Origin of the sequence: Phytopseudomonas punonensis (genome assembly GCF_900142655.1) — a bacterium.
GTDB classification, from domain to species: Bacteria; Pseudomonadota; Gammaproteobacteria; order Pseudomonadales; family Pseudomonadaceae; genus Aquipseudomonas; species Aquipseudomonas punonensis.
Window position 1 is genome coordinate 618,308 of record NZ_FRBQ01000001.1, and the last position, 23,683, is coordinate 641,990.

Below are 23,683 nucleotides of genomic sequence, written 5' to 3' on the forward strand. Positions count from 1 at the left end.
CTACTATCTCCGCCTGTCATTCGATGCGACCAAATCGCCAGCATTGCGGTCGTATGCCGATAACGAAACAACAACGGATCGATGATGCAGGACAACCCGATTTGGACGCTTCCTCCGCGTAAGCAGCGCAGCCGCCTGGCTGAAGACCTGGTTGCGAAGATCTCTCAGCATATGCGCGACGGCACGCTCAAGCGTGGCGAGAAGCTGCCGGCTGAGCTGGATATCATGCGGGCAGAAGGGGTCAGCCGGACGGTGGTGCGCGATGCGCTGTCGCGCTTGCAGGTGGCGGGCCTGGTGGAGACGCGCCGCGGTGTCGGTACCTTCGTTTGCGATATGCCAGCAGCGCCGGAGCTGCAGCTTGGGCCTGCGACCATCAGTACTGCGCAGGATGTACTGGAACTGCTGGAACTGCGCATGAGCGTCGAGGTGGCAGCAGTAGGTTTGGCGGCACTAAGACGAACGCCTGAGTCACTCCTGGAGATCCGTATCGCACTGGATGCCCTACAGCAGGGTACCGTGCAACTTCCCGCCGGCCTGCCGATCAGTGCAGACTTCCAGTTTCATATCAAGATTGCCAAGGCAGCGCAAAACTCGCACTTGCTCGACATAATGAAGCACCTCGGCGCCAAGCAGATCCCGCGCAACAAGTTCAACTCGGCCTACAAGGCTCACGAGGACGGCGAGGCGTACAAGGACAACCTAAGTATCGAGCACGAGATGATCTACGAGTCCATTGCCCGCGGCGACGTCGACTGCGCCCGAGCCGCAATGCAGTTGCACCTGATCAACAGCCGCGAGCGCCTGCTCAAGGCCCAGCGCCGCGCCTGAGCAGACGCAGGGCGAGTCACCTCACTGCAGAATGAATCGCACCGCAAACGCCAGTAACACTGAATGGCCTCCATCGCTTCGCGCCGGAGCGGCGCTCCTAAGCGTGCGCTGCGGTTCATAAAATTAGGTAGGAGCCCCGTGTTGAGGCCGATGCCGAATCGCCCAATGGCCACCTGACATAACCCCAAAAATACCAACGCCGGGGCTATGGCCAAGCCCCGGCGTTGGTTTGCGGTGGTCAGTTTCTTCTTACATGAAGTTGTACTGCACCCCGATGCGCCAGCGCAGCTGACGGTCGTCATCAGTGGCACTGACCTTGATATCGCCAATCTCGAAGAACGGCGCCCAGGATTTATCCCACTTGTATTTGACGATCAGGTTCTGCTCGTAGTCGCTCTTCTTGTTGTCGTAGCGGATGTAGTCGGTATCGAAGTAGATGTATTGATATTCGTAGGACAACTTGCCGGCGGGGGTGTAGCCGAGCCAGCCCTCGTAACGCTGCGTATTGCGGTTGTCGGAGCCGCGATCTGGCACCTCCTCGTCGATGCGATCACGGTTCAGTTTCAGCGCGTCGAAGCGGTAGCGGGCGGCCACATAGAACTGGTCATTCAGTTTGCGGGTGTACTTAAGGCCGAACTTGTACGTCGTGCCGTTCTCGTTGCTGTCCAGTTGGATCGCAGGCTGCCATGTCGATACCGCGCTGTATTTGTACTGATAACTGGTGGTCAGTTCGTGGCCGCTCGACACCGTGTTATCGAAGGCGACATCCTTTCGATCACCTGCGGTGCGGTACTTGAGTTCCCCTTCGAAACCCCAACCGTTATCCATGCGATAGGACAGCTTGACCCGGTCAGCATGCATGCTGTCGTCTTCGAGAAACTGGTGGCGGTAGTTGATCGAGGCGCTGTCGGCCAACGCGCTGCCTGCAGCGGTGGCGGACAGTAAGTAGGCGAGCAGACGTAGCGTGAGAGTTTTCTTGTTCATCGTGACCTTCTTATTGTTTTCTATGGGTTGAGTTTGTGTTGCCCGGTTTTCAGGCAAAGCGCCGCCCTGCAGCACTTTGTCCGCATGTCTGAATTGCTGTGTTGGCCATCGCGCAGGCGAGTCCGTGCCGCGGTCCTGGAAGCCCGTTTTAGAAAATCGGCAGGGGAGCTCGCGCTATTGCGCGGTGCAGAGCCTCAGGTGTCGGTGAGCACCTGAGGCTTGCGGGTTACGCCATCAAGGCGGTGCGACAGCACCGATATCACGGCTGGCGTCGACCAGCAGCTGCGTATACGCGTGCTCGGCACGGTTCTGCGCGAGCAGCCCGGTGTCGAGGGTTTCCACGATGCGCCCGTGCTGCATCACCGCTACGCGGTCACACAGGTGAGCGACCACGCCCAGGTCGTGGGTCACCAGCAGGTAGGTCAGGCCTTCCTGTTCACGCAGGTCGGAGAGCAGGTTAAGGATCTCCGCCTGCACCGACACGTCGAGCGCCGAGGTCGGTTCGTCGAGCAGCAGCACCCGCGGCTCGAGGATCAGCGCCCGAGCGATGGCCACCCGCTGACGCTGGCCACCGGACAACTGGTGGGGATAGCGGTAGCGGAAGCTGTCGTTGAGGCCGACCTTGTTGAGGATCGAGGTAACCCGATCCCCGCGATCACCGATGCCGTGCACACTGAGCGGCTCGCTCAGGGCCGAGTCGATGGTGTGACGCGGGTGCAGCGAGCCGTAGGGGTCCTGGAAGACCATCTGCACCTGGCGAAAGTGCGCCAGATCCAGCTTGTGACGCAGCCCCCGACCGGCAACGCTCAGCTGCCCTTCCCAATGCCGGTACTGGCCGGCCAGGCAACGCAGCACCGTGGTCTTGCCCGAGCCGGACTCGCCGACCAGACCGAACGACTCGCCCTCTTCGACGCGCAGGGCGACGTCGTAGAGCACCTGATTACGCGCCGCACTGACGCCGAAACTGAGATTGAGTGAATCCACTTCGATCATGGCCATGGGTGCGTACTCAGTGGGTCAGCCAGAGGGGATCGCGCTGCAGATTGGGCAGGCGCGGACGGGGGCGGTCGATGTTCGGCAAAGCGGCCAGCAGGCCCTGGGTGTAGGGATGCTTGGCGCTGTCCAGGTCAGCGGCGTCGAGCGCTTCGACCACACGGCCGGCGTACATCACCAGCACGCGGTCGCAGAAACTGCGCACCATGTTGAGGTCGTGGCTGATCAGGATCAGGCCCAGGTCGCGCTGCCCAACCAATTCGTCGAGCACGTTGAGAACTTGGCGGCGCACCGACACATCCAGCGCAGAAGTCGGCTCGTCAGCGACGATAATTTCCGGGTCGGTGATCACCATCATGGCAATCATGATGCGCTGCGCCATACCGCCCGATACCTCGTGCGGGTAGAGCCCATAGACCCGCTTGGGATCACGGATATGCACCTTGTCGAGCATATCCAGCACCCGCTCGCGGGCCTCGCCCTTGCTGGCGCTGTGATGCGCCAGATACGCCTCGGCGATCTGCTCGCCGACACGCACCACCGGGTTCAGCGAATATTTGGGGTCTTGCATGATCATCGAGATACGCTTGCCACGAATCGCCTGAATCTGTTTTTCGCTGGCACCGAGCAGGTCGACCTCGCCGAGCGTCATGGTCTTCGCGGTGATATGCGCGCTGGCCGGATGCAGGCGTAGCAGGCTGCGCCCCACGGTGGACTTGCCAGAGCCGGACTCGCCAACGATGGCCAGCTTTTCACGGCCCAGGCTGAAGGACACGTTGCGTACCGCGTCGACTTCCTTGCGGCCGCTGGTGAAGCGTACGCAGAGGTCGTTTACTTCCAGTTTGATAGCGGACATGGGCCCTCCTTATTCGCTGCGCGGGTCGAGAACGTCACGCAGACCGTCCCCCAACAGATTGAATGCCAGGCTGACCAGCATGATGGTCGCCCCCGGAACGGCTACCAGCCACCAGCACTCGAGCATGTAGCGGCGCCCGGTGGAAATCATCGCGCCCCACTCCGGCAGCGGCGCCTGGGCACCGAGGCCGAGGAAGCCCAATGCGGCAGCGGTGAGAATGATGCTGGCCATGTTCATGGTCAGACGGATGATCACCGACGACATGCACATCGGCATGATGTGGCGAAAGATGATGCGCGACGACGAGGCGCCTTGCAGCTGCACCGCGACCACGAAATCGGCGTTGCGCAGCGACAAAGTTTCCGCCCGGGCCAGACGCGCGATGGGCGGCCAGGAGGTCAGCGCGATGGCGATGACCGCATGCTCCAGGCCTGGGCCCAATGCAGCGATGAAGGCCAGCGCCAGCACCAGGCTGGGGAACGAGATGAAGATGTCGGTGATGCGCATGAACAGCGCATCCACAAAGCCACCGAAGTAGCCGGAAATGGTACCAACCAGCAAGCCGATGGGGCCGACGATGATGGTCACCAGGCCGATGATGTACAAGGTGATGCGCGAGCCGTAGACCAGCCGGCTGAACACGTCGCGGCCGTACTCGTCGGTGCCGAACCAGTGCGCGGTGCTCGGCGCCTGCAGGGCGTTGCTGAGGTTCTGCACGATCGGGTCGTGGGTGGCGATCAACGGCGCGAAAGCCGCAACCAGAATCAGCAGCAGAACCACACTTGAGCCCATCAACGTCATGGGGTTGCGCAGCAGATGCTGCATCACCCGCACGCTGCTCAGGCAGAACGCCTGGAAGGCGGAGACTGGCGCTTGCGCGTTCGCCCGCTTGATGGATGAAGATGAAGAGATGTTGGCAATCATTGTATGCCTCCGTAACGGTTCGGTCGGTACCGAGCGCGCTACCGCGCTCGGTCACTCAACGCTGCTTGTACACACCCAGGTAACGCGTCGCCTCGGCGTCGGCACCCTGGAATCCCTTGACGTCGGCAGCACTGACCACAGGATCGGTCATCTGCGAAATCATCCTGATCGGCCCCACCAGCTCGTCGTAACGCTGCTGCGCACGGTGGTACATGCTCAGCTTGGCGGCTTCGTCGCGCTCCACGCCGAGCTTGTCGATCAGGCTGTTGAGCTCGTCATCCTGAAACGCTGCGCGCCAGCCCTGGAAGTTGGCGATACCGGCGTCATCACGGTTATCCGGGTTGTAGACGAAGGTGCGCAGACTGAAGTACGGGTGCGGATAACGCTCGGCGCCGCGGGCTACGATGATCTCGAAGTTGCGTGCACGCATGGCGCCGTACACCTGATTACCGGTACCGGTGACGATGCTCGCCTGGATGCCGGCCTGGGCCAGGGTCGACTGTAGGTTTGAGGCGATGTTGACGAACGGCGGCTCGGCCAGGGTGCGGATGGTGGTCTTGAAACCCTGCGGGTGACCGGCCTCGGCGAGCAGCGCCTTGGCGGCGTCGACGTCCAGTTTGTAGCCAGGGTCCGGCAGACGCGCTTCCAGCCCCAACTGCATCGGCTGCTGGTTGAGCTTGCCGTAATAAGGCATCACCACCTTGTCGAGGCCCTGATAGTCGATCAGCGAGCGCACGGCTTTACGCACGCGGATGTCGTCGAACGGCGCCGACTTCATACTCATCGCCACGTAGTACATGGTGCCGCGCTGCAACGTCTGGATCTGCATCTCGCCTTTAGCGGCCAGCGCCTGGACGTCGGAAGCGGCCATGCCGTAGCCCATGTCCAGATCACCGCGCTCGAGCATCAGGCGCAGCGATTGCGACTCGGTGATATGGCGGATCAGTACGCGCTTGAGCTTGCTCGCGCCGCCCCAGTAATCGGCGAACGCGGTCATCACCAGGGTGTCGTTGGCGCGCCAGGAGCTGAGGGTGAACGGGCCGCTGCCGGCTTCGTTGGTGACCAGCCAGGCAGCGCCCAGATCGCCATCCTTTTCATGTTCGAGCACGGTCTTGCGATCCAGCACCACGGCGCTTGGCGAAGTGGCCAGGGTATCGATTACCAGCAGTGGGTCGGTCGGCTGCGGCAAGTCGATGACCAATGTCGAATCGTTCTCGGCGCGGATCAGCTGCCCAATGTTGTCGAGGGTGTAGCCGTAGGCTTTCCAGGTAGTGGCCAGGCCGAAGTTGAGTTTCATCACGCGGTACAGCGACCAGGCGACGTCTTCGGCGGTGACTGTATTGCCGGAGTGGAAGCGCACGCCATCGCGCAGGTGGAAGGTCAAGCGGCGACCGTCTTCGCTGACGTCCCAGCGCTCGGCCAGTTGCGGCACGTGCTCGTCCGGGCTGCCGTCCTTGCGCAGGATCAGCGTGTCGTACAGGTTGGCGTTGATGCCCGAGGCATCCAGCCCAGGCGCGTTGGCCGGGTCGATGGAGAACAGGTTGGCCATGCTCATACCGACGATCAGTTGATCGTTCGGGGTTTTGGCCTGGGCAGTCAGCAGTGGAGCGGTGCACAGCAGCGCACCGAGCACAGCGCTTAGCACTGTGGAGCGAAACGATTTCATGCGGATATCCCTATTTTGTAATTATTGAAGGGCTGCAATCGATTGGGTGTGGTCAACGGGTCCGTGGGTCGAACACCTTGTAGAGCGCATCGCTGAGCAGATTGAGGCCGACGAAAATGAAGCCGATCACCAGCACACAGCCCATCACCGCGTTCATGTCACCGAGCAACAGGCTGCTGGTCAGGTACTGGCCGAAACCGGGCCAGGCGAACACCGTCTCGATCAGCACCGCACCTTCGAGCAGCGAGCCATAGGCCAGCGCCACCACGGTGAGCAACTGCACGAGGATGTTGCGAAAGGCGTGGCCCCAGATCACCTTGCGCCGCGACAGTCCTTTCACGCGAGCGGTGAGGATGTATTCCTGAGAAAGCTGCTCGAGCATGAAACTGCGGGTCATGCGGCTGATGTAGGCCACCGAGTTGAGGCCCAGGATCAGTGCCGGCAGAAGAATGTGCTTGAGGGCACTGGAGAAGGCCTCCCAGTCGCCGGCAATAGCGCTGTCGATCAGCAGCATGCCGGTCACCGACGGCACCATGCCGTCGTAGGCCAGGTCGATGCGCCCTGCCCCACCGGCCCAGCCGAGCCAGGCGTAGAACACCAGCAGGCCCATCATGCCCAGCCAGAAGATCGGTGTGGAGTAACCGAACAGGGTCACTACACGTGCCAGGTGGTCACCGATACGGCCCTGGTTGGCGGCGGCGAACACGCCCAGCGGCAGGCCGAGCACCACGCCGAAGATGATCGCCAGGGTGGCCAGCTCGATGGTCGCTGGGAATACCCGGGCGATGTCTTCGATGACCGGGTGACCGGTGAGCAGCGCATTACCGAAATTGCCCTGCGACAGGTCGCGCAGGTAGTAGCCGAACTGCACCAGCAGCGGCCGGTCCAGGCCCATGGCCTGATAGACCTGGTCGTAGGTGGAACTGTCGGCATCCGGGCCGACCACCGCCAGCACCGGGTCGAGTGGCATCACCCGGCCGATGAAGAAGGTCATCGCCAGCAAGCCCAGCAGGGTCATCAGCACCGCGCCGAAACGGCGTGAAGTACCGCCCATCCGCGTGCCGAAGAAAGACGCAGTCGAAGCAAACATATGGAGCTCCCGATTGATCGCAGCAAGTTCGTGTCACCAGGGGCAGCCAATGGCTGCCCGGCAGCTCAACGCTCTTTGTGCACATCCTTGTAGCGCGTGGTCGCCGCGCTGTGACCGATGTAGCCGACCACGTCGTGGTAGATCACCACCGTGTCGGTCATCTGCGAAATCGGCATGATGGCGCCGACCTGCTCGTCGTAGAGGTTTTGGAACTGGTGGTACAGATCCGTCTGAGTCTGCTTGTCCGGCTCTACCTCGGCCTTTTCGATCAGCGCATTGAGCTCGGGGCTGTAGAACGAGGTGCGCCAGCCCTGGAAGTTGCTCAGTTTGGCTTCGTCGCGGTTGTCCGGGTTGTAAACCAGGGTGCGCAGACTGGAGTGCGGGTGACGCTCGGCGCCACCGCCGCCACGACCAACGATGATGTCGAAGGTGCGTTCACGCATGGAACCGTACACCTGAGTGCCGGTACCGGTGACGATGCGCGCCTTGATGCCGGCCTGAGCCAGGGTCGATTGCACGCTGGAGGCGATGTTGATGAACGGAGGTTCGGCGAGCACGCGAATGGTGGTCTGAAAACCGTCCGGGTAACCGGCTTCGGCCAGCAGCTTCTTGGCTTCCTCGACGTTCAGGCGATAGCCCGGATCATCCAGGCGCGCCGGCAGGCCGAGCGGCATCGGGCGCTGGTTGAGGGTGCCGTAATGTGGCATCACCACATCGTTGATGCCCTGGTAGTCGATCAGCGAACGAACCGCCTTGCGCACGCGGGCGTCAGCGAACATCGGCTGCTTGGTGCTCAGCGCCACATAATAAAGGGTGCCGCGCTGCACGGTTTGGGTCTTGACCTTGTCCGAGCTGCTCAGGGCCGTAATGTCCGGAGCGGACATGCCACGGGCGATATCCAGGTCACCGCGCTCGACCATCAGACGCAGCGACTGCGACTCGGTCATGTTGCGCATCACCACACGCTTGAGCTTGGCCGGGCCACCCCAGTAGTCCTCGAAACGGGTCATCAGAATCACTTCATTGGCGCGCCAGGCATTGAGCACGAATGGCCCGCTACCCGCCGCATTGGTGGTCAACCAAGCACCGCCCATATCGCCATTCTTGTCGTGCTTGAGCACCTCTTTCTTGTCGAGGATGAAGGCACTGGGCGAGGTGGCCAGGGTATTGAGCACCAACATCGGATCGGTCGGGCGAGCCAGCTCGACCAACACGGTGTGGTCATCCGGGGCGCGGATCTGCTGCTCGACGTTATCAGCGGTGAAGCCGTAAGCCTTCCAGGTCGATGCCAATGCCAGATTTAGCTTAAGCACGCGCTGCAGCGACCAGATCACGTCCTGGGCGGTCAGCTCGTTGCCGGAATGGAATTTGACGCCGCTGCGCAGGTGAAAGGTCAGCGTCTTGTGGTCGTCGCTGATTTCCCAGCGCTCGGCCAGAGCCGGCACCAAGTTGTCCGGCGCGGCGGCGTCCTGCACCAGCAGCATGTCATACAGGTTGGCGTTGACTTCGGACACGTCCAGGCCGGTGGCGGCAGCCGGATCGAGGGACAGCAGGTTGATCATGCTCATGCCGACGATCAGTTGGTCGGCGGGAGTCTTGGCCTGCACCGTGGAGACGGAGCCGAGGGCCAGGGTAGCGGCCAGAAGGCCCGCCACCAGGTGCGGAATTGGTTTCATCATGAGATAGCCTTCTTATAGTTATTCGACTCTCAAAAGCAGCGCAGCCGAGTACGGCTGCGCACCGGTGCATCAGTACCGGTTGACGGTATTTGTCTCGATGTAGGCGAAGTTGATGTCCTCGCCCAGCCCCGGACGATCCGGCAGGTGTACGTAGCCGTCGGCGTCCATCGGGTCGACGATGCTGTTCAGGTAGGCAGGCACATCGTCGTAGTTGAGGAACGGGTGCAGCAGGCCGCGCTCGTACCAGTCGCAGTTTTTGATCGCACCTACCACCGCCAGGTTGGCGGCGCCGTTGCCGTGAATCTCGCAGTGCATGCCATAGGATTCCGCCAGGTGCGCGACCTTCAGGCACGGCGCGATACCGCCTACCCCGGCCACGCCGGCGCGCAGGATGTCGCACGCGCCCTGCCCGACCCAGCTGGCACGGCTCATGTATTTACCACCGAGGGATTCCGGGCCCAGAACCGGGATATCGAGGTTGGCCGCCAGCCACGCATAGGACTCGGCGGACTCTTCCATCATCGGCTCTTCGAACCAGGCGAAGTTGAGTTTTTCCAGCTCGCGACCGATGTACAGCGCGTCGGTACGGCTGTACCAGTGATAACCGTCGAGCATCAGGGCGATGTCCGGGCCGACCGCCTCGCGCACCGCAGCGCAGGCGCGCACGTCCATCTTCGGATCCGGCGCGAAGGAGATCGGCGGCATCCAGGTGTGCAGCTTGATTGCCTTGTAGCCGCGGGCGACCAGTTGCTCGGCGAAGCGGCCGTACTCTTCCGGCGTCGACAGGCCACCCGGCAGGTCATCACCGCACATGGTCGAACCATAGGCCAGCACCTTGTCGCGGTAGCCGCCAATCAGCTTGTGCACCGGCTGCTTGAATTTGCGCCCTGCCCAATCCCACAGCGCTTGCTCGACGAGCGCCAGCGCGCGGTCGGTCAACTGACTGGCGCTGCCGCGCTGCCAATGGGCGAGGTCCTGCCAGATCTTTTCGCGATCCATGACGTTCTGGCCGATCAGCACCTTGCGCACGAAGCTGTCGATGATGTGCGGACGAATCAGTTCGGGGGCGCCGAAGGCATAGCCCTCGGTGCCATCTTCAGTGGCGACGCGCAGCAGCGCCATCTTGGCCAGGGATTCTTCGCCTGGGTGAGCGTGGCCGGCAGCATCGACGCTGCGGCGAGTGGGATAGGTGAAAACCTCGACATTGACCTGGGTGATCTTCATTGAGCGCGCCTTGGATCTTGTGATTATTTGAGTGGCCCGATGTATGTTGTCATACAGCGAATGGGCAAATAATTGCGCCAATCCAAAATGCTGTCAAGAAGCTGTAAAGAACAAAATTGCAGCTTCATGACATGTGAAACTGCCATCACCACCCTCAATGCCCAGCCCGATAAAATATATAAAACTATTAAAAAACAACAAATTAAACGGTAATTAAAAGACCTCAAAGAAAATCCCACACAGTGCAAATGGTAATTCTTGTGCTAAAAATATTTTCCACGAAATACGATTTACAGATGAGCTGAAGACCTCCTTCACCTCGCTAAAAAGAACAACTCAAGCAGGTTGTCGTACAGCATCCGCTCGCATGCCGGGAATCGCAGGCGATAAAAAACCGCGCAAGGCGCGGTTTTCGGGAGCGGCTGAGATTTAGCGTTTGGCGATGATATACACCGCATGAATGATGCCGGGGAAATAGCCACACAGCGTCAGCAGGATGTTCAGCCAGAAGGCGCCGCCGAAGCCGACCTGCAGGAAAACGCCGAGCGGCGGAAGAATGATGGCGATCAGAATGCGGATCAGATCCATGGTTTGTGTCCTATTAAATTGGCCCGGCTGGGCGATACCTGACAATCGACTTGCACCAGGAGTATCCGGTTCAAGGAAAATCATATCGCCAGCAACCTCGCGAAGGGCACTGCGCAGCGCTCTTCGCGAGCAACTACAGATCAACGCAGAGGAGACTGTAGTGTTCTGGCTTGTCTATAAGCGCTCCACTCCTCGTGCAAAGGAATTCCCATGAGCAAGACTTATAACGTTGCCGTGCTGGTCGGCAGCCTGCGCAAAGCCTCGATCAACCGCAAACTGGCCTTGGCACTAGCGGAGCTGGCGCCACAGAACCTGAAACTGAAAATCATCGAAATTGGCGAATTGCCGCTTTATAACGAAGACATCGACGTCGATCCGGCACCCGCCGCCTACAACGCGTTTCGCGCGGAGCTCAAAGCTGCGGACGCAGTGCTCTTCGTGACCCCCGAATACAACCGCTCGATCCCTGCGCCCCTGAAGAATGCCGTGGACGTAGGTTCGCGCCCGTATGGCCAGAGTGCATTCAGCGGCAAACCAGCTGGCGTAGTTAGCGCCTCACCGGGCGCCATCGGCGGCTTCGGGGCCAACCACCAGCTGCGTCAAACCCTGGTGTTCCTTGATATGCCAGTGCTGCAACAACCAGAAGCCTACTTGGGAGGTGCCGGCAATTTCTTCGATGACAGCGGCAAGCTGAGCGACAGCATCAAGCCGTTTCTGCAGAAGTACGTCGATACCTACGCGGCCTGGGTCGAAAAGACAGCCAAAGGCTGATCCAGAGGCGAGAGCCCGGCTGCGGGCTCTCGCGCACACGGGTAAACGCTTCAGGCCTGAGAACTTTTTCGCGCACAAAAAGAAAACCCCGCCGAGGCGGGGTTTACAGACTCTATTCTGACATCCTTGATCAGCGCGCCATCCTGGCACCGTCCCACGTATCCCTGTCTGCTTCAGTGCGCTTCCTGCGCTAAGTCCTTGAGATGAAGATTACGCTTCGCCCCTAAATGCCAATAGTGGGCAAAGGCAGAACCGCGTGTAAGCAATAGCCTACATTCAGGCCGCAGCACCTTAGAACTGCTCAGCAGCCAGCAGGTACAAACTCTCGCTACCAGCGTTCACCGACGCATTCAGGGAGTGAATACGCGGCAGCAGGCGTGCGAAGTAGAAACGCGCGGTACCCAGCTTGCTGGCGTAGAAATCATCCTGACCCTCCTTGCCCAGCGCAGCTTTGGCCATCATCGCCCACATGTAGGCGTAAGCGGTGTAACCGAACAGGTGCAAGTACTCGACCGAGGCCGCGCCGATCTCGTTGGGGTTGCTGCGCGCACGTTCGAGCAGTGCAGTGGTCTGCGCTTCAAGGATGCCAACCGCCGCGAGCAGTGGCTCTTTGAATTCGGCAGGCAGCGCCTTTTCCTCGTTAGCAAAGGCGCGGATTTCATCGGTGAAATGCTGAGAGAAAGCACCACCGCTGCCCACCACCTTGCGGCCGACCAGATCCAGCGCCTGGATGCCGTTGGTGCCTTCATAGATCTGTGTGATGCGGCAATCACGAACCAGCTGCTCCTGGCCCCACTCACGCACATATCCGTGGCCGCCAAACACTTGCTGCCCATGGATGGTGGTTTCCAGCCCGAGATCGGTGAGAAACGCCTTGGCAACCGGCGTCAGCAGCGCGACCAGCTCTTCGGCGCGCTTGCGGGTAGTCGGCTCTTCACTGTACTTGGCGGTGTCGAGCTGCATGGCGACATAGCTGGAGAACGCGCGCCCACCTTCGTTCAGCGCCTTCATGGTCAACAGCATGCGGCGCACGTCCGGATGCACGATGATCGGGTCGGCTGCCTTGTCCTTGGCCACCGCACCAGTCGGTGCACGGCTCTGAATACGCTCGCGGGCATACTCGATGGCGCTCTGGTAGGAGCGCTCGCCAGTCGACAAGCCCTGAATACCAACGCCCAGGCGCTCGTAGTTCATCATGGTGAACATCGCGGCCAGGCCGCGGTTCGGTGCGTCGATGATATAACCGGTGGCGCCATCGAAGTTCATCACGCAGGTGCTCGACGCCTTGATGCCCATCTTGTGCTCGATCGAGCCGCAGGACAGCGCGTTGCGCTCACCGAGCGAGCCGTCGGCATTGACCATGAACTTGGGCACCAGAAACAGCGAAATGCCTTTGGGCCCAGCTGGCGCGTCCGGCAGCTTGGCCAGCACCAGGTGGATGATGTTTTCGGTCAGGTCGTGCTCGCCGCCGGTAATGAAGATCTTGGTGCCACTGACCCTGTAACTGCCATCAGCCTGCGGCTCGGCCTTGGTACGGATGATGCCCAAGTCGGTACCGGCATGCGGCTCGGTCAGGCACATCGAGCCCGCCCAAACGCCGGCATACATGTTCGGCAGGTAAGCCTGCTTCAACTCTTCGCTGGCATGCGCGTTGATCGACAGGCAGGCGCCCGCAGTAAGCATCGGATAGAGACCGAACGACAAGCTGGACGAGTTGACCATCTCCTCGACCTGGGCGGAAATCACCTTGGGCATGCCCATACCACCAAACTGCGGGTCACCACCGACGCCAACCCAGCCGCCTTCGGCGTAAGCGTTATAAGCCTCGATGAAGCCAGCCGGCGTGGTGACTACGCCATCGGCCCAGGTGCAGCCCTCTTCGTCACTCGCACGGTTCAATGGCGCGATCATGCCTGCAGTGATCTTGCCTGCTTCCTCGAGGATCGCGTTGGCGGTTTCCTCATCGACGACTTCGGCCAGAGCAGGCAGCTGCGCCCACAGCTTGGAGGCCTGTAAAACCTCGTGGAGCACGAAGCGCATGTCACGCAGGGGAGCTTTGTAATCGGCCATGGGAAGTCCTCGGTAGCACGTTCAGACCCCGAGTCTAGCCCAACAACTTTTCAGACACATAGGGTCGTGTCGTGACCGATCAGCCACGCAATAGTCACCCTGAAATTCAGGCCTGTTCGGTCTTCAGCTTGACCGCACCACGACGGCGCTGCACCTGAGTGCTCACACAGTTGCGGCCTGCACTCTTGGCGCCGTACAGCGCTTTGTCGGCAGCCTTGAGAACGTCTTCTGCGCTGCGCTGTTCTTCACCGCGCTGAGCCACGCCGATGCTGACCGTCACCGATACCTGAGAGGCTCCTGAACCGCTGCGGCGCTGCCGGCCCTGCTTGTCATCGCTCGGGCGCTGCTGTCGGTCGCGCAACTGAATCTGGTAACGCTCGACAGCCTGGCGAACTGCCTCGAGGTGCGGCAGGCACTGGTCGACAGTCTTGCCGGCGAACACCAGGGTGAATTCCTCACCGCCATAGCGATAGACCTTGCCACCGCCGCCGACCTTGCGCAGTTGGCTGGCTACCAAGCGCAAAACCTGATCACCGACATCGTGACCGTGGGTATCGTTGAATCGCTTGAAATGATCGACGTCGGCCATGGCGATCACGTAATTGCGCCCCAGGCGCTGCAACCGCTCGTTCAGGGCGCGCCGTCCAGGCAAGCCGGTCAGCTCGTCGCGAAAGGCCATCTGGTAAGCCTCATGGGCGACACCGACGACGATCATCAGCATCACCACGCTAGACATCACCTGCAACGCATGGGGATGGATGAAGGTGTTGGGCAACATCCACAAAAGCGCCAGCGCGCCAACGAACTGCACGCCATGCACGGGGCGCGGCGTGCGCAGGTATTGAACCAGCAGCGCCAGCATTACCAGCAGAAACAACGGATAGGCGAATTGCACCAGGCTCATCCACTCGGCATGCAGCGAGGGCCAGCGAATCACCGACAGCCATTGCTCCAGCTCCTGGGGATAACGCCGTGCCAACGCAGCAGCCACGCCGACGACAGCCAGCAATACAGCGGCGCGGGCGACCAGATCCTGAATCAGATGGGTGCGCTCCTGCCACAACGCGAACAAGCCGTAGAGCGCAGGCAGCAGCAGGCTGCAGAGGTGGAAAACCAGCGCGGCGTCTTCGCGCACCACACCGAACTCCAGATAGTAGTCCGCTTGCTCATCGAGCAGGAAATAACCCAGGTAAAGCACCAGCAGCATGAACAGTTCGCGCTGGCGGCCGTACACCACGCAGAAGGTACCTCCCAGCAGCAGTAACGAGGTGGGTAGCACATTGAATAGCGAGGTGAAGAAGTCGGTCAGGGTCGGCAAGGTAGCGGCCAACAGTCCGCCGCCCAGCAACAGCAAAGCCGGCAAAAAGTGCCCCAGGCGAAACGCGGCTAGGCGCGGCAAGGCGAGCTCCGCAATGACCGAAAAATGAGAATGGCATTTTGCCTGTAATTGCTCGCAGGTGCGCCTGCTTATTGATCTGCAAGCATAAAAAAACCGCAGCCCGAGGGCTGCGGCTTATTCATGGCAGGCCAATCAGTAGCTGAGCGCGAAATCCTCTTCGCTCATGTCCATCAGATTGCTGGCACCGGACAGCATAGCCGCCACATGGGTGCGCGTGCGCGGTAGGATGCGCGCGTAGTAGAACTGCGCGGTCTGCAGCTTGGCCTTGTAGAACGCCTGATCGCCGTCACCGGAGGCAAGCTTCTCGGCTGCCACGCGCGCCATGTCGGCCCAGAAATAGGCCAGGCAGACGTAGCCGGAATACATCAGGTAATCGACCGATGCAGCGCCGACCTCCTCACGATCCTTCATGGCCGCCATGCCGATTTTCATGGTGACTTCGCCCCACTCTTTGTTCAGCTTGGCCAGCGGTTCGATGAACGCGTTCAACGCCTCATTGCCTTCGTTAGCCTGGCAGAACTTGTGGACGATCTTGGTGAAGCCCTTGAGCGCTTCGCCCTGGGTCATAAGCACCTTGCGGCCCAGCAGGTCGAGGGCCTGAACGCCAGTGGTGCCTTCGTACATCATCGAGATGCGGCAGTCGCGCAGGTTCTGCTCCATGCCCCATTCGCTGATGAAGCCGTGGCCGCCATAAACCTGCATGCCATGGGAAGCGGACTCGAAGCCGACTTCGGTCATGAATGCCTTGGCGATCGGTGTCAGGAACGCCATCAGGCCATCAGCGGCTTTCTTCTGCTCCTCGTCCTGGCTGTACTTGAGGATGTCGACCTGCTTGGCGGTGAAGTACACCATCGCCCGATTGCCTTCGGCGAAGGCCTTCATGGTCAGCAGCATACGGCGTACGTCCGGATGCACGATGATCGGGTCAGCGGCTTTGTCCGGTGCTTTCGGGCCAGTCAGCGAACGCATCTGCAGACGCTCACGGGCGTATTTGATGGCGCCCTGGAAACCCAGCTCGGCGTGGGCCAGGCCCTGCAGAGCAGTGCCCAGACGCGCGGTGTTCATAAAGGTGAACATGCAGTTCAGGCCTTTGTTCGGCGGGCCGATCAGGAAGCCGGTGGCTGCATCGAAGTTCATCACGCAGGTAGCGTTACCGTGGATGCCCATCTTGTGCTCAATGGAGCCACAGGTGACCGCGTTACGCTCACCAACACCACCTTCGGCATTGGGCAGGAACTTCGGCACGATGAACAGGGAAATACCCTTGGTGCCAGCCGGTGCATCCGGCAGACGCGCCAACACGATATGGACGATGTTATCGGCCATGTCGTGCTCACCCGCGGAGATGAAGATCTTGGTGCCGGAGATGCTGTAGGAGCCATCCGCTCTGGGCTCGGCCTTGGTGCGCAACATGCCCAGATCGGTACCGCAGTGCGGTTCGGTCAGGCACATGGTGCCGGTCCACTCGCCGGATACCAGCTTGGTCAGATATATGTGCTGCTGTTCTTCGGTGCCATGGGCGGAGATGGTGTTCATCGCGCCATGGGACAGCCCCGGATACATGCCCCACGACCAGTTGGCGGTGCCGACCATCTCACTGACAGCCAAACCAAGCGACTCCGGCAGGCCTTGGCCACCGTGCTCGACGTCATGGGCCAGGCTCGGCCAGCCGCCTTCGACGAACTGCTTGTAAGCTTCCTTGAAGCCAGTCGGGGTTTTCACACCCGACTCGCTCCAGGTGCACCCCTCGGTATCACCCACACGGTTCAGCGGAGAGAGCACCTGCTCGCAGAACTTGGCGCCCTCTTCGAGGATCGCGTCAACCATATCTGGCGTAGCGTCCTGGCAGCCGGGCAGGCTCTGATAGTGCGCGTCATAGCCGAGCAGTTCGTCACGAACGAAACGGATATCGCGCAAGGGGGCCTTGTAGTCAGGCATAGCGGGTACCTCTGCGAGTGAACTTTTATGTTTGGGATGACCGAGGGCGGTCGTTGCAGAATGGCTGTATGGAATGAGCCGCAAGGCAACTCACTCAAACACGTGTTTGAAACATACGTTTACGCCCAATTACTGTCAAGGCTGGTCGCGCGTACTCAGGCGCGAAGATCGAGCGACCCGGAAGGCGAGGGATCAGTCGCGGACGCGGCATAAAGGCTGAGGTCAGCTGCTGCTGACGGGCGAGTAAAGTCATCGGACGTGACTGACGGGTCGTCGCTTTCTTCACCCTCTTCGTCGGCAGGCGATTTCGACTCGGCGGTCTCGCCGCGTTGCGCGGTAGCGAGCTCAGCGCGGGCCACGGCCATTTGTGCCTGGGCCTGGCTGGCGACACTGCGATCTTGCGCAGAAGGCTCGGCCGGGGCGAGCGCTGCACGAATGACGATTTGCATCTTGGTCAGCGTGGCCTGCGGGTCATTGGCGACCGCGCCGACATCGATGCTTACCTCACCACCAGAGGCGTATCGCTTGCCATCCGGCCCTTGGGTGTAGGTGTAGGTTGGTGAGCCCGCATGGGCACCGCCGACAGCGGCATGCGCCTGCTCATGGGCGCGAACTTCGCGGTCACGGTTGGCCAGGTCGGAGATAACCAGCTGCAGCTTTTGTTCTTCCTGCGGCGTGCTTGCTTCGGCAGATCTGCCAGCGGAAGAAGAGTCCTGCGGCTTGTCCTGCTCTTCTTGCGAAGTGGCGGCATTGGAAGAGTCGGCCTCGGCGCCAGCGGCTACCGGCGCGAAAGCAGCACGGGCCAGATCAGGAGAGCTGGCGGATTCAACAGGACGAGGCGCGGAAGCCGATATCGGCAGGGAAGGATAGTACGAGGAGGAAGCACCAGAAATTTGCATGTCGTGCTCCCTCCTGGAGTCGAGCGCCTGAACAGGCGCTACGATTTTAGGCGGTGACGTCGATCAGGGTGCCCAGCACCTTGTCCGCAGTCTGCACGACACGAGCACCGGCTTGAGCTTCATATTGGCCAACACGCATCTCGACCATATTGTCAGCGATATCCGAGCGAGCAGCGGATGGCTCATTGGCCTGAGCACGCTCAGCGGTAACCGGCGCACTGGCGATTTCACCGGCTGCCTGGTCGACACGGCGCTGGCCGGACTGAATGGTATTGATGCCAGACGTGAAAGCGCTGGGGGATGATATCTGCATGGGACGTCTCCTGCTGCAGTAACTTTATAGCGTGCATTTAAGCAGAAGCCGCTTAAAAGATGTACAGCCAAAAAATATGCATAACACCGGGTTTATAGCATCAATCGCGATAAATCGAGATGCGCTGCCACCTGCTCCGCCGATGCCGTCGCAAGATAGGGCACCTGGCCGATGCAGGGCGCCGGCAAGCGATCGCTGAGCGTGGCGAGGTTGTCCTGCAGGCGCGCGATCTGCGGGTCGACGATATTGGCCACCCACCCAGCCAACGGCAGGCCGTCACCCAGGATCGCTTCAGCCGTCAGCACCGCGTGGTTGATGCAACCCAGGCGCACGCCCACGACCAGAATCACCGGCAGCTGCAACGCTCTGGCCAGATCGGAAAGGTTGGCTGTGCCCGTCAGCGGCACACGCCAGCCGCCTGCACCTTCGACTGCGGTGAAATCTGCCCCCTTGTCCAAGATCACACGCACAGCTGCGCTCAGCCCTGCCACTTCGAGCCGTACACCGGCGTCGCGAGCGGCCAGATGCGGGGCGATCGCGGGTGCGAAGGCCCACGGATTCACCTCCTCATAAAGCAGCGGCACGCTGCACTCGGCGAGCAGCGCCAGGGCATCCTCGTTGCGCAGCCCGTCCGCGGTAAGCTGGCAACCGGAGGCGACTGGTTTGGCTGCAGCGGTCGACTTGCCAGCACGGCGAGCTGCATGCAGCAGGCCAGCCGCGACAGTGGTTTTGCCGATTTCAGTATCGGTGCCGGTTATGAAATAGGCGGCGCTCATGGCCGGGCCTCCTTTTGCAAGATGCCGTAGATGACCTGATAGGTGCAGGGTAGCCCCTCGGACTCACGACGCTGTTCGTAAGCCTCGGCGAGCGCGCGCAGGCGTTCGCGCCCGGTCAGCCCGGCTGGGCGACCGTCATTGATGTTGTGGGCGCCAAGCGCCTTGAGTGCGTGGGTGAGGCTGCCCAGATCCGGGTAATGCAAACGGTGCGCGTGCACCTGCAGCTTGTGCACACTCAGGCCGCTGCTCGCACACATCGCCTGATAGTCATCAGCGCTGCGAAAACGATTCACATGCACGAAACCGTCTACGGCCTGCCAGCTGTCGCGCAGCTCCTGCAGGGTGCCCACGCACAGGCTGCTGAATGCCAGCACGCCACCGGGGCGTAGCAATCTGTGCGCCTCATTGAGCACTGCCGGAAAATCGGCACACCATTGCAGCGCCAGGCTGGAGAAAACCAGATCGCAGCTCTGCTCGCGCAATGGCAGATGCTCAGCGTCGCCGGCGATGAAGGCCTGCGCGCCGCCAGACTGCCGGGCGTGTTGCAGCATGCCTTCGGCGATGTCCACGGCAATGCCGTGCGCATGTGGATACCAATCACCCAATGCGCGGCTGAAGAAACCGGTGCCACACCCCAGGTCGAGCCAGCGCTGCGGTTGCAGCGACAGCGGTAGATACCACAACAGCTGTCGGCCGACGTCGCGCTGCAGTTGCGCCACGCTGTCGTAACTGCCGGCCGCTCTGGAGAATGAGGCGGCCACGCGGCGTTTATCGGGGAGTACGTTCACGCTCGCACCTCCAGAAAATGCCTGATCGCAGTCGCCACCGCCCCCACCTGCTCGACCAACATGGCATGGCTTGCGCCTTCAACACAGCGCACCTCGGCGGCCGGTTGTAGTGCCTGAATAGCCGCTGCAGCCTCCACCGGGACCAGGGCATCGTCAGCGGCGAACAAGTGAAGCTGGGGGCCGGCGAAGTGCTGCAACGCCGCTCGCGTGTCGAGTGCAGCGAGCAGATCCAGGCCGGCCAGGGAACCGGCACCATCAGCCTCTTCCAGCAAACGACGGGACAGACCACGAAAATCGACAGCGCCCTGGCTGCAGAGCATGGCGAAACGCTTGAGCGTCGCGGCGGGGTTCGGCTCATACGCTTCGCGAAACACCGCGAAGGTCGCTGTCGGCATCGCTGTAGGCCAGGCCTCGCAGGCGGTAAACCGAGCATTGCTGGCCAGCGTCAGCAGGCCGGGGCAATCGACGCCACGACGAGCCGCCAACAAGGTGGCGAGCATGCCGCCCAGGGACCAGCCGCCCAGCCAGATGCCGCGGGGCAGACGCTCGTCCAGCGCGTCCAGCCATTGCTCGATGTCGGCGTGATCGAATGCCGGCAGAGCTTCGATACCGACCTGAAAATCTCCACCCAGCGCCTCGGCCAACGGCACCAGCGGCGCGCTGCCGAGCGCCCAGCCAGGCAGCAGAATAATCGACGGGAGCATTAAAAGGACTCCGCTGGCAGCTGCGCCCAGCACTGAGCCAGGGCATCGAGCAACCTATCGACCTGGGCCAATTCATGGGCGGCGGACAAGGTAACCCGCAAGCGCGCAGTACCCGCAGCGACGGTGGGCGGGCGAATCGCGGTGACCAGAATGCCACGCTCGCGCAAGGCCTGGGACAAGGCCATGGCACGAGCGCTGTCGCCGATCAGGATCGGCTGAATCGCGGTATCACTGGCCATCAGTTGCAGGCCGATGCTCGCGGCTCCCTCGCGGAATCGGTTGATCAGCGCCGCAAGGTGCTCGCGGCGCCAGTGTTCGCTGCGCAGCAGCTCCAGGCTTTTGAGAGTGGCGCAGGCCAGCGCCGGCGGCTGACTGGTGGTGTAGATATAAGGCCGGGCGAACTGCACCAAGGTGTCGATCAGCTCCTCGCTGCCAGCCACGAAGGCGCCAGCGGTGCCGAACGCCTTACCAAGAGTGCCGACCAGCACCGGCACGTCATCCATACCAAGCCCGAGCTGCTCGACCACACCGCCGCCGGTGGCGCCCAGCGTGCCGAAACCATGGGCGTCGTCGACCATGACCCAGGCGTCATGGCGCCGCGCCTCGGCACACACTCCCCGCAGATCCGCAACGTCACCGTCCATGCTGAACACGCCATCACAGACCACCAGGGTATTGCCCTCAGCTTTGGCCAGGCGTGTGGCGAGGCTGGCGGGATCGTTGTGTAGATAGCGCGAGAAACGCGCGCCGCTAAGCAGTCCGGCATCCAGCAACGAGGCATGGTTGAGGCGGTCTTCCAACACCGTGTCGCCCTTCCCCACCAGCGCGGTAACGGCGCCGAGGTTGGCCATGTAGCCAGTGGAAAACAGCAGCGCGCGGGGTCGCCCGGTGAAATCAGCCAGGGCCTCTTCCAGTTCATGGTGTGGCGTGCTGTGGCCGATCACCAGATGTGAGGCTCCACCCCCGACGCCCCAGCGTTTAGCGCCAGTGCGCCAGGCTTCGACCACCTGCGGGTGATTGGCCAACCCGAGGTAATCGTTGGAACAGAACGCCAGCAACTGACGGCCATCCACCTCCACCAGAGGCCCCTGTGGGCTGCCCAACAAGGGGCGCTGGCGATAAAGATCGGCAGCACGGCGCTCGGCCAGGCGAGCGGCAAGATCGAAACTCATGGGTTCACCGTAAAGCGGAGCGTCCAGCGCTCACCAGCTACCGTCAAGGCTCACCGGCTAAGAGCAGGCGCCGTCCTGGTGCCTGCAAAGGATCAAACGGCAGCGGCGTCGTAGAACAGCCGCGAGTCGCGCTGCTCGACCAGCGCCTGCTCGATGGCGGCCTGATGCACTTCGTCGGCATGCTCCTCGCGCGCTTCCGGCTGGATGCCGAGGCGGGCGAACAGCTGCATGTCTTTGCCTGCTTGGGGGTTGGCGGTGGTAAGCAATTTTTCGCCGTAGAAGATCGAGTTGGCGCCAGCGAAGAACGCCAGGGCCTGCATCTGCTCGTTCATCGCCTCGCGGCCGGCGGACAGACGAACGTGGGACTTGGGCATCATGATGCGCGCTACAGCCAGCATGCGGATGAAGTCGAACGGATCAACGTCTTCTTCATTCGCCAGCGGCGTGCCCTCGACCTTGACCAGCATGTTGATCGGCACCGACTCCGGATGCTCCGGCAGGTTGGCGAGCTGAATCAGCAGGCCGGCGCGGTCATCGAGCGACTCGCCCATACCGAGGATGCCGCCGGAGCAGATCTTCATGCCGGCGTCGCGCACGTAAGCCAGCGTCTGCAGGCGCTCGCTGTAGGTGCGAGTGGTAATGATGCTGCCGTAGAACTCCGGCGAGGTGTCGAGGTTGTGGTTGTAGTAGTCGAGCCCCGCCTCGGCCAGCGCTGCAGTCTGCTCCTTGTCGAGCTTGCCCAGGGTCATGCAGGTTTCCAGGCCCAGAGCTTTGACGCCTTCGACCATTTTCAGCACGTAGGGCATGTCCTTGGCGGACGGATGCTTCCAGGCCGCGCCCATGCAGAAGCGCGTGGAGCCGATAGCCTTGGCCTCGGCAGCCGCATCCAGCACCTTCTGCACTTCCATCAGTTTCTGCTTGTCCAGGCCGGTGTTGTAGTGGCCGGACTGTGGGCAGTACTTGCAGTCTTCCGGGCAGGCGCCGGTCTTGATCGACAGCAACGTGGAGACCTGCACGCGGTTGGCATCGAAATGCGCGCGGTGCACGGTCTGGGCCTGGAACAGCAGGTCATTGAACGGTTGCTCAAACAGCGCCCGAACCTCAGCGAGGCTCCAATCGTGACGCAAGGTGGTGGCGGTACTGGCGCTCATGGGGGCAAGTCCTTATCTACAGGCGGCCTGCTACAGTCGAAACAGACCCAACACGGATGTGCGGCATAGTTAAGGAAGGCAAATGCACTGTCAACCCAATGCTTTCATCAAGGTTTACAACTGGCTAAAAATAAAACAATCATGCTTGTTATGTGACGAGCAGGTAGACACGTCATTGCCGCTCTGCAGCGACTGTGACGCCGAGCTGCCCTGGCTCGGGCCGCACTGCCAGGTCTGTGCGCTGCCGTTGGCGGTCGAAGGGCTGACCTGCGGCAGCTGTCTGAAACGCCCGCCTGCGTTTACGCGGGTCGAGGCGCCGTGGCGTTATGGCTTTCCAGTCGACGCCCTGATCAATCGCTTCAAGCACCAGGGCCACTGGCCGATCGGCAGGCTGCTTGGCGACCTGCTCGCTCGCCACCTGGCCCATGGGTTCAGCGAAGGGCTGCCAAAACCTGATGTGCTGCTGGCAGTGCCGCTCTCGCCAAAACGACAGCGCCAGCGGGGCTTCAATCAGGCGCAGATGCTCGCCGAGGTGCTTAGCAAAGCGCTGCAAATCCCCCTGCAGAGCGCCTGGTTAGAGCGCGTGGGCGACACCGCCGCGCAGCAGAAGCTCGATGCTGCCGCTCGCCGGCGCAATCTGCGTGGTGCTTTTGTGGTGCAGCCTGGCGCCCAGGTACGTGGCCGGCATGTGGCGCTGGTCGATGACGTACTGACCACCGGCGCCACCGCCCAGCAACTGGCTCGCCAACTGATCCGCGCTGGCGCGTCACGGGTGGATATCTACTGCCTGGCGCGCACGCCGGCACCGGGCGATCATTGACGAGCCCTGAGGCCTAACGCACAGTGGCCGGCCTTCGTAACGACTGCCGC

At 61.6% G+C, this 23,683-nt stretch carries 22 protein-coding genes; 3 read left to right on the forward strand and 19 right to left on the reverse strand.

The genetic code is table 11. From position 1 onward, the window contains the following. Window positions 1–84: 84 nt before the first annotated feature. A complete protein-coding gene (locus BUC40_RS02830; protein WP_073262393.1) occupies window positions 85–828 on the forward strand; it encodes a FadR/GntR family transcriptional regulator in 744 nt (247 codons plus the stop codon). A gap of 249 nt (window positions 829–1,077) precedes the next feature. Here BUC40_RS02830 and BUC40_RS02835 read toward each other — a convergent pair whose 3' ends face one another. The 9 genes from BUC40_RS02835 to BUC40_RS02875 all read right to left on the reverse strand — a co-directional run bounded on the left by BUC40_RS02835 (window position 1,078) and on the right by BUC40_RS02875 (window position 10,832). Then, complete coding sequence (locus tag BUC40_RS02835; protein ID WP_073262395.1) at window positions 1,078–1,812, reverse strand: oligogalacturonate-specific porin KdgM family protein; 735 nt, start codon at window positions 1,810–1,812, stop codon at window positions 1,078–1,080. A gap of 234 nt (window positions 1,813–2,046) precedes the next feature. Beyond that, window positions 2,047–2,811: an ABC transporter ATP-binding protein gene (locus tag BUC40_RS02840; protein WP_073262397.1), complete on the reverse strand. Its 765-nt coding sequence runs from the start codon at window positions 2,809–2,811 to the stop codon at window positions 2,047–2,049. 10 nt (window positions 2,812–2,821) lie between these two features. Beyond that, complete coding sequence (locus BUC40_RS02845; protein ID WP_073262399.1) at window positions 2,822–3,661, reverse strand: ABC transporter ATP-binding protein; 840 nt, start codon at window positions 3,659–3,661, stop codon at window positions 2,822–2,824. Window positions 3,662–3,670: 9 nt separating this feature from the next. Beyond that, window positions 3,671–4,585: an ABC transporter permease gene (locus BUC40_RS02850; RefSeq protein ID WP_073262401.1), complete on the reverse strand. Its 915-nt coding sequence runs from the start codon at window positions 4,583–4,585 to the stop codon at window positions 3,671–3,673. Between the two features lie 55 nt (window positions 4,586–4,640). Then, window positions 4,641–6,251 (reverse strand): ABC transporter substrate-binding protein, encoded by a 1,611-nt coding sequence (locus BUC40_RS02855; protein ID WP_073262403.1) that lies wholly within the window; start codon window positions 6,249–6,251, stop codon window positions 4,641–4,643. 52 nt (window positions 6,252–6,303) lie between these two features. Further along, window positions 6,304–7,341 (reverse strand): ABC transporter permease, encoded by a 1,038-nt coding sequence (locus BUC40_RS02860; protein WP_073262405.1) that lies wholly within the window; start codon window positions 7,339–7,341, stop codon window positions 6,304–6,306. A gap of 65 nt (window positions 7,342–7,406) precedes the next feature. Continuing rightward, window positions 7,407–9,017 (reverse strand): ABC transporter substrate-binding protein, encoded by a 1,611-nt coding sequence (locus tag BUC40_RS02865; protein WP_073263846.1) that lies wholly within the window; start codon window positions 9,015–9,017, stop codon window positions 7,407–7,409. Window positions 9,018–9,089: 72 nt separating this feature from the next. Then, window positions 9,090–10,244: a mandelate racemase family protein gene (locus BUC40_RS02870; protein WP_073262407.1), complete on the reverse strand. Its 1,155-nt coding sequence runs from the start codon at window positions 10,242–10,244 to the stop codon at window positions 9,090–9,092. 429 nt (window positions 10,245–10,673) lie between these two features. After that, window positions 10,674–10,832 carry a YqaE/Pmp3 family membrane protein gene (locus BUC40_RS02875; RefSeq protein ID WP_073262409.1) on the reverse strand — a complete coding sequence of 53 codons (159 nt, stop codon included), beginning with the start codon at window positions 10,830–10,832 and terminating at the stop codon, window positions 10,674–10,676. A gap of 210 nt (window positions 10,833–11,042) precedes the next feature. Between BUC40_RS02875 and BUC40_RS02880 the strand changes: the two genes are divergently transcribed. Then, window positions 11,043–11,603, forward strand: a complete 561-nt coding sequence (locus BUC40_RS02880; protein WP_073262411.1) for an NADPH-dependent FMN reductase — start codon at window positions 11,043–11,045, stop codon at window positions 11,601–11,603. Window positions 11,604–11,894: 291 nt separating this feature from the next. Here the strand turns inward: BUC40_RS02880 and BUC40_RS02885 are convergent, their stop codons facing one another. The 10 genes from BUC40_RS02885 to bioB all read right to left on the reverse strand — a co-directional run bounded on the left by BUC40_RS02885 (window position 11,895) and on the right by bioB (window position 22,813). After that, window positions 11,895–13,673 carry an acyl-CoA dehydrogenase C-terminal domain-containing protein gene (locus BUC40_RS02885; protein WP_073262413.1) on the reverse strand — a complete coding sequence of 593 codons (1,779 nt, stop codon included), beginning with the start codon at window positions 13,671–13,673 and terminating at the stop codon, window positions 11,895–11,897. 106 nt (window positions 13,674–13,779) lie between these two features. After that, window positions 13,780–15,072, reverse strand: a complete 1,293-nt coding sequence (locus BUC40_RS02890; RefSeq protein WP_073262415.1) for a GGDEF domain-containing protein — start codon at window positions 15,070–15,072, stop codon at window positions 13,780–13,782. Window positions 15,073–15,204: 132 nt separating this feature from the next. Then, on the reverse strand, window positions 15,205–17,010 hold the full coding sequence (locus tag BUC40_RS02895; protein ID WP_073262417.1) for a phenylacyl-CoA dehydrogenase: 1,806 nt from the start codon (window positions 17,008–17,010) through the stop codon (window positions 15,205–15,207). A 155-nt stretch (window positions 17,011–17,165) separates the two neighbouring features. Continuing rightward, the gene (locus tag BUC40_RS02900; protein WP_073262419.1) at window positions 17,166–17,909 is read right to left on the reverse strand and encodes a putative metalloprotease CJM1_0395 family protein; all 744 of its coding nucleotides are present in this window, start codon (window positions 17,907–17,909) and stop codon (window positions 17,166–17,168) included. A 46-nt stretch (window positions 17,910–17,955) separates the two neighbouring features. Next, complete coding sequence (locus BUC40_RS02905; protein ID WP_073262421.1) at window positions 17,956–18,222, reverse strand: hypothetical protein; 267 nt, start codon at window positions 18,220–18,222, stop codon at window positions 17,956–17,958. A gap of 92 nt (window positions 18,223–18,314) precedes the next feature. Then, window positions 18,315–18,998, reverse strand: coding sequence for a dethiobiotin synthase (bioD, locus tag BUC40_RS02910; RefSeq protein WP_073262423.1), 684 nt, complete (start codon window positions 18,996–18,998; stop codon window positions 18,315–18,317). Continuing rightward, entirely contained in the window at window positions 18,995–19,786 is a 792-nt protein-coding gene (gene bioC, locus BUC40_RS02915; protein WP_073262425.1) for a malonyl-ACP O-methyltransferase BioC, read from the reverse strand. The genes bioD and bioC overlap by 4 nt, the downstream gene beginning before the upstream one ends. After that, window positions 19,783–20,490: an alpha/beta fold hydrolase gene (locus BUC40_RS02920; RefSeq protein ID WP_073262427.1), complete on the reverse strand. Its 708-nt coding sequence runs from the start codon at window positions 20,488–20,490 to the stop codon at window positions 19,783–19,785. Before BUC40_RS02920 ends, bioC begins: the two co-directional genes overlap by 4 nt. Beyond that, entirely contained in the window at window positions 20,490–21,662 is a 1,173-nt protein-coding gene (gene bioF, locus BUC40_RS02925) for an 8-amino-7-oxononanoate synthase (RefSeq protein ID WP_073262429.1), read from the reverse strand. The genes BUC40_RS02920 and bioF overlap by 1 nt, the downstream gene beginning before the upstream one ends. Window positions 21,663–21,754: 92 nt before the next feature. Beyond that, window positions 21,755–22,813, reverse strand: a complete 1,059-nt coding sequence (gene bioB / locus BUC40_RS02930) for a biotin synthase BioB (RefSeq protein WP_073262431.1) — start codon at window positions 22,811–22,813, stop codon at window positions 21,755–21,757. Window positions 22,814–22,895: 82 nt separating this feature from the next. Here bioB and BUC40_RS02935 point away from each other — a divergent pair, with 82 nt between their 5' ends. Beyond that, on the forward strand, window positions 22,896–23,633 hold the full coding sequence (locus BUC40_RS02935) for a ComF family protein (protein WP_073262433.1): 738 nt from the start codon (window positions 22,896–22,898) through the stop codon (window positions 23,631–23,633). Window positions 23,634–23,683: the final 50 nt, after the last annotated feature.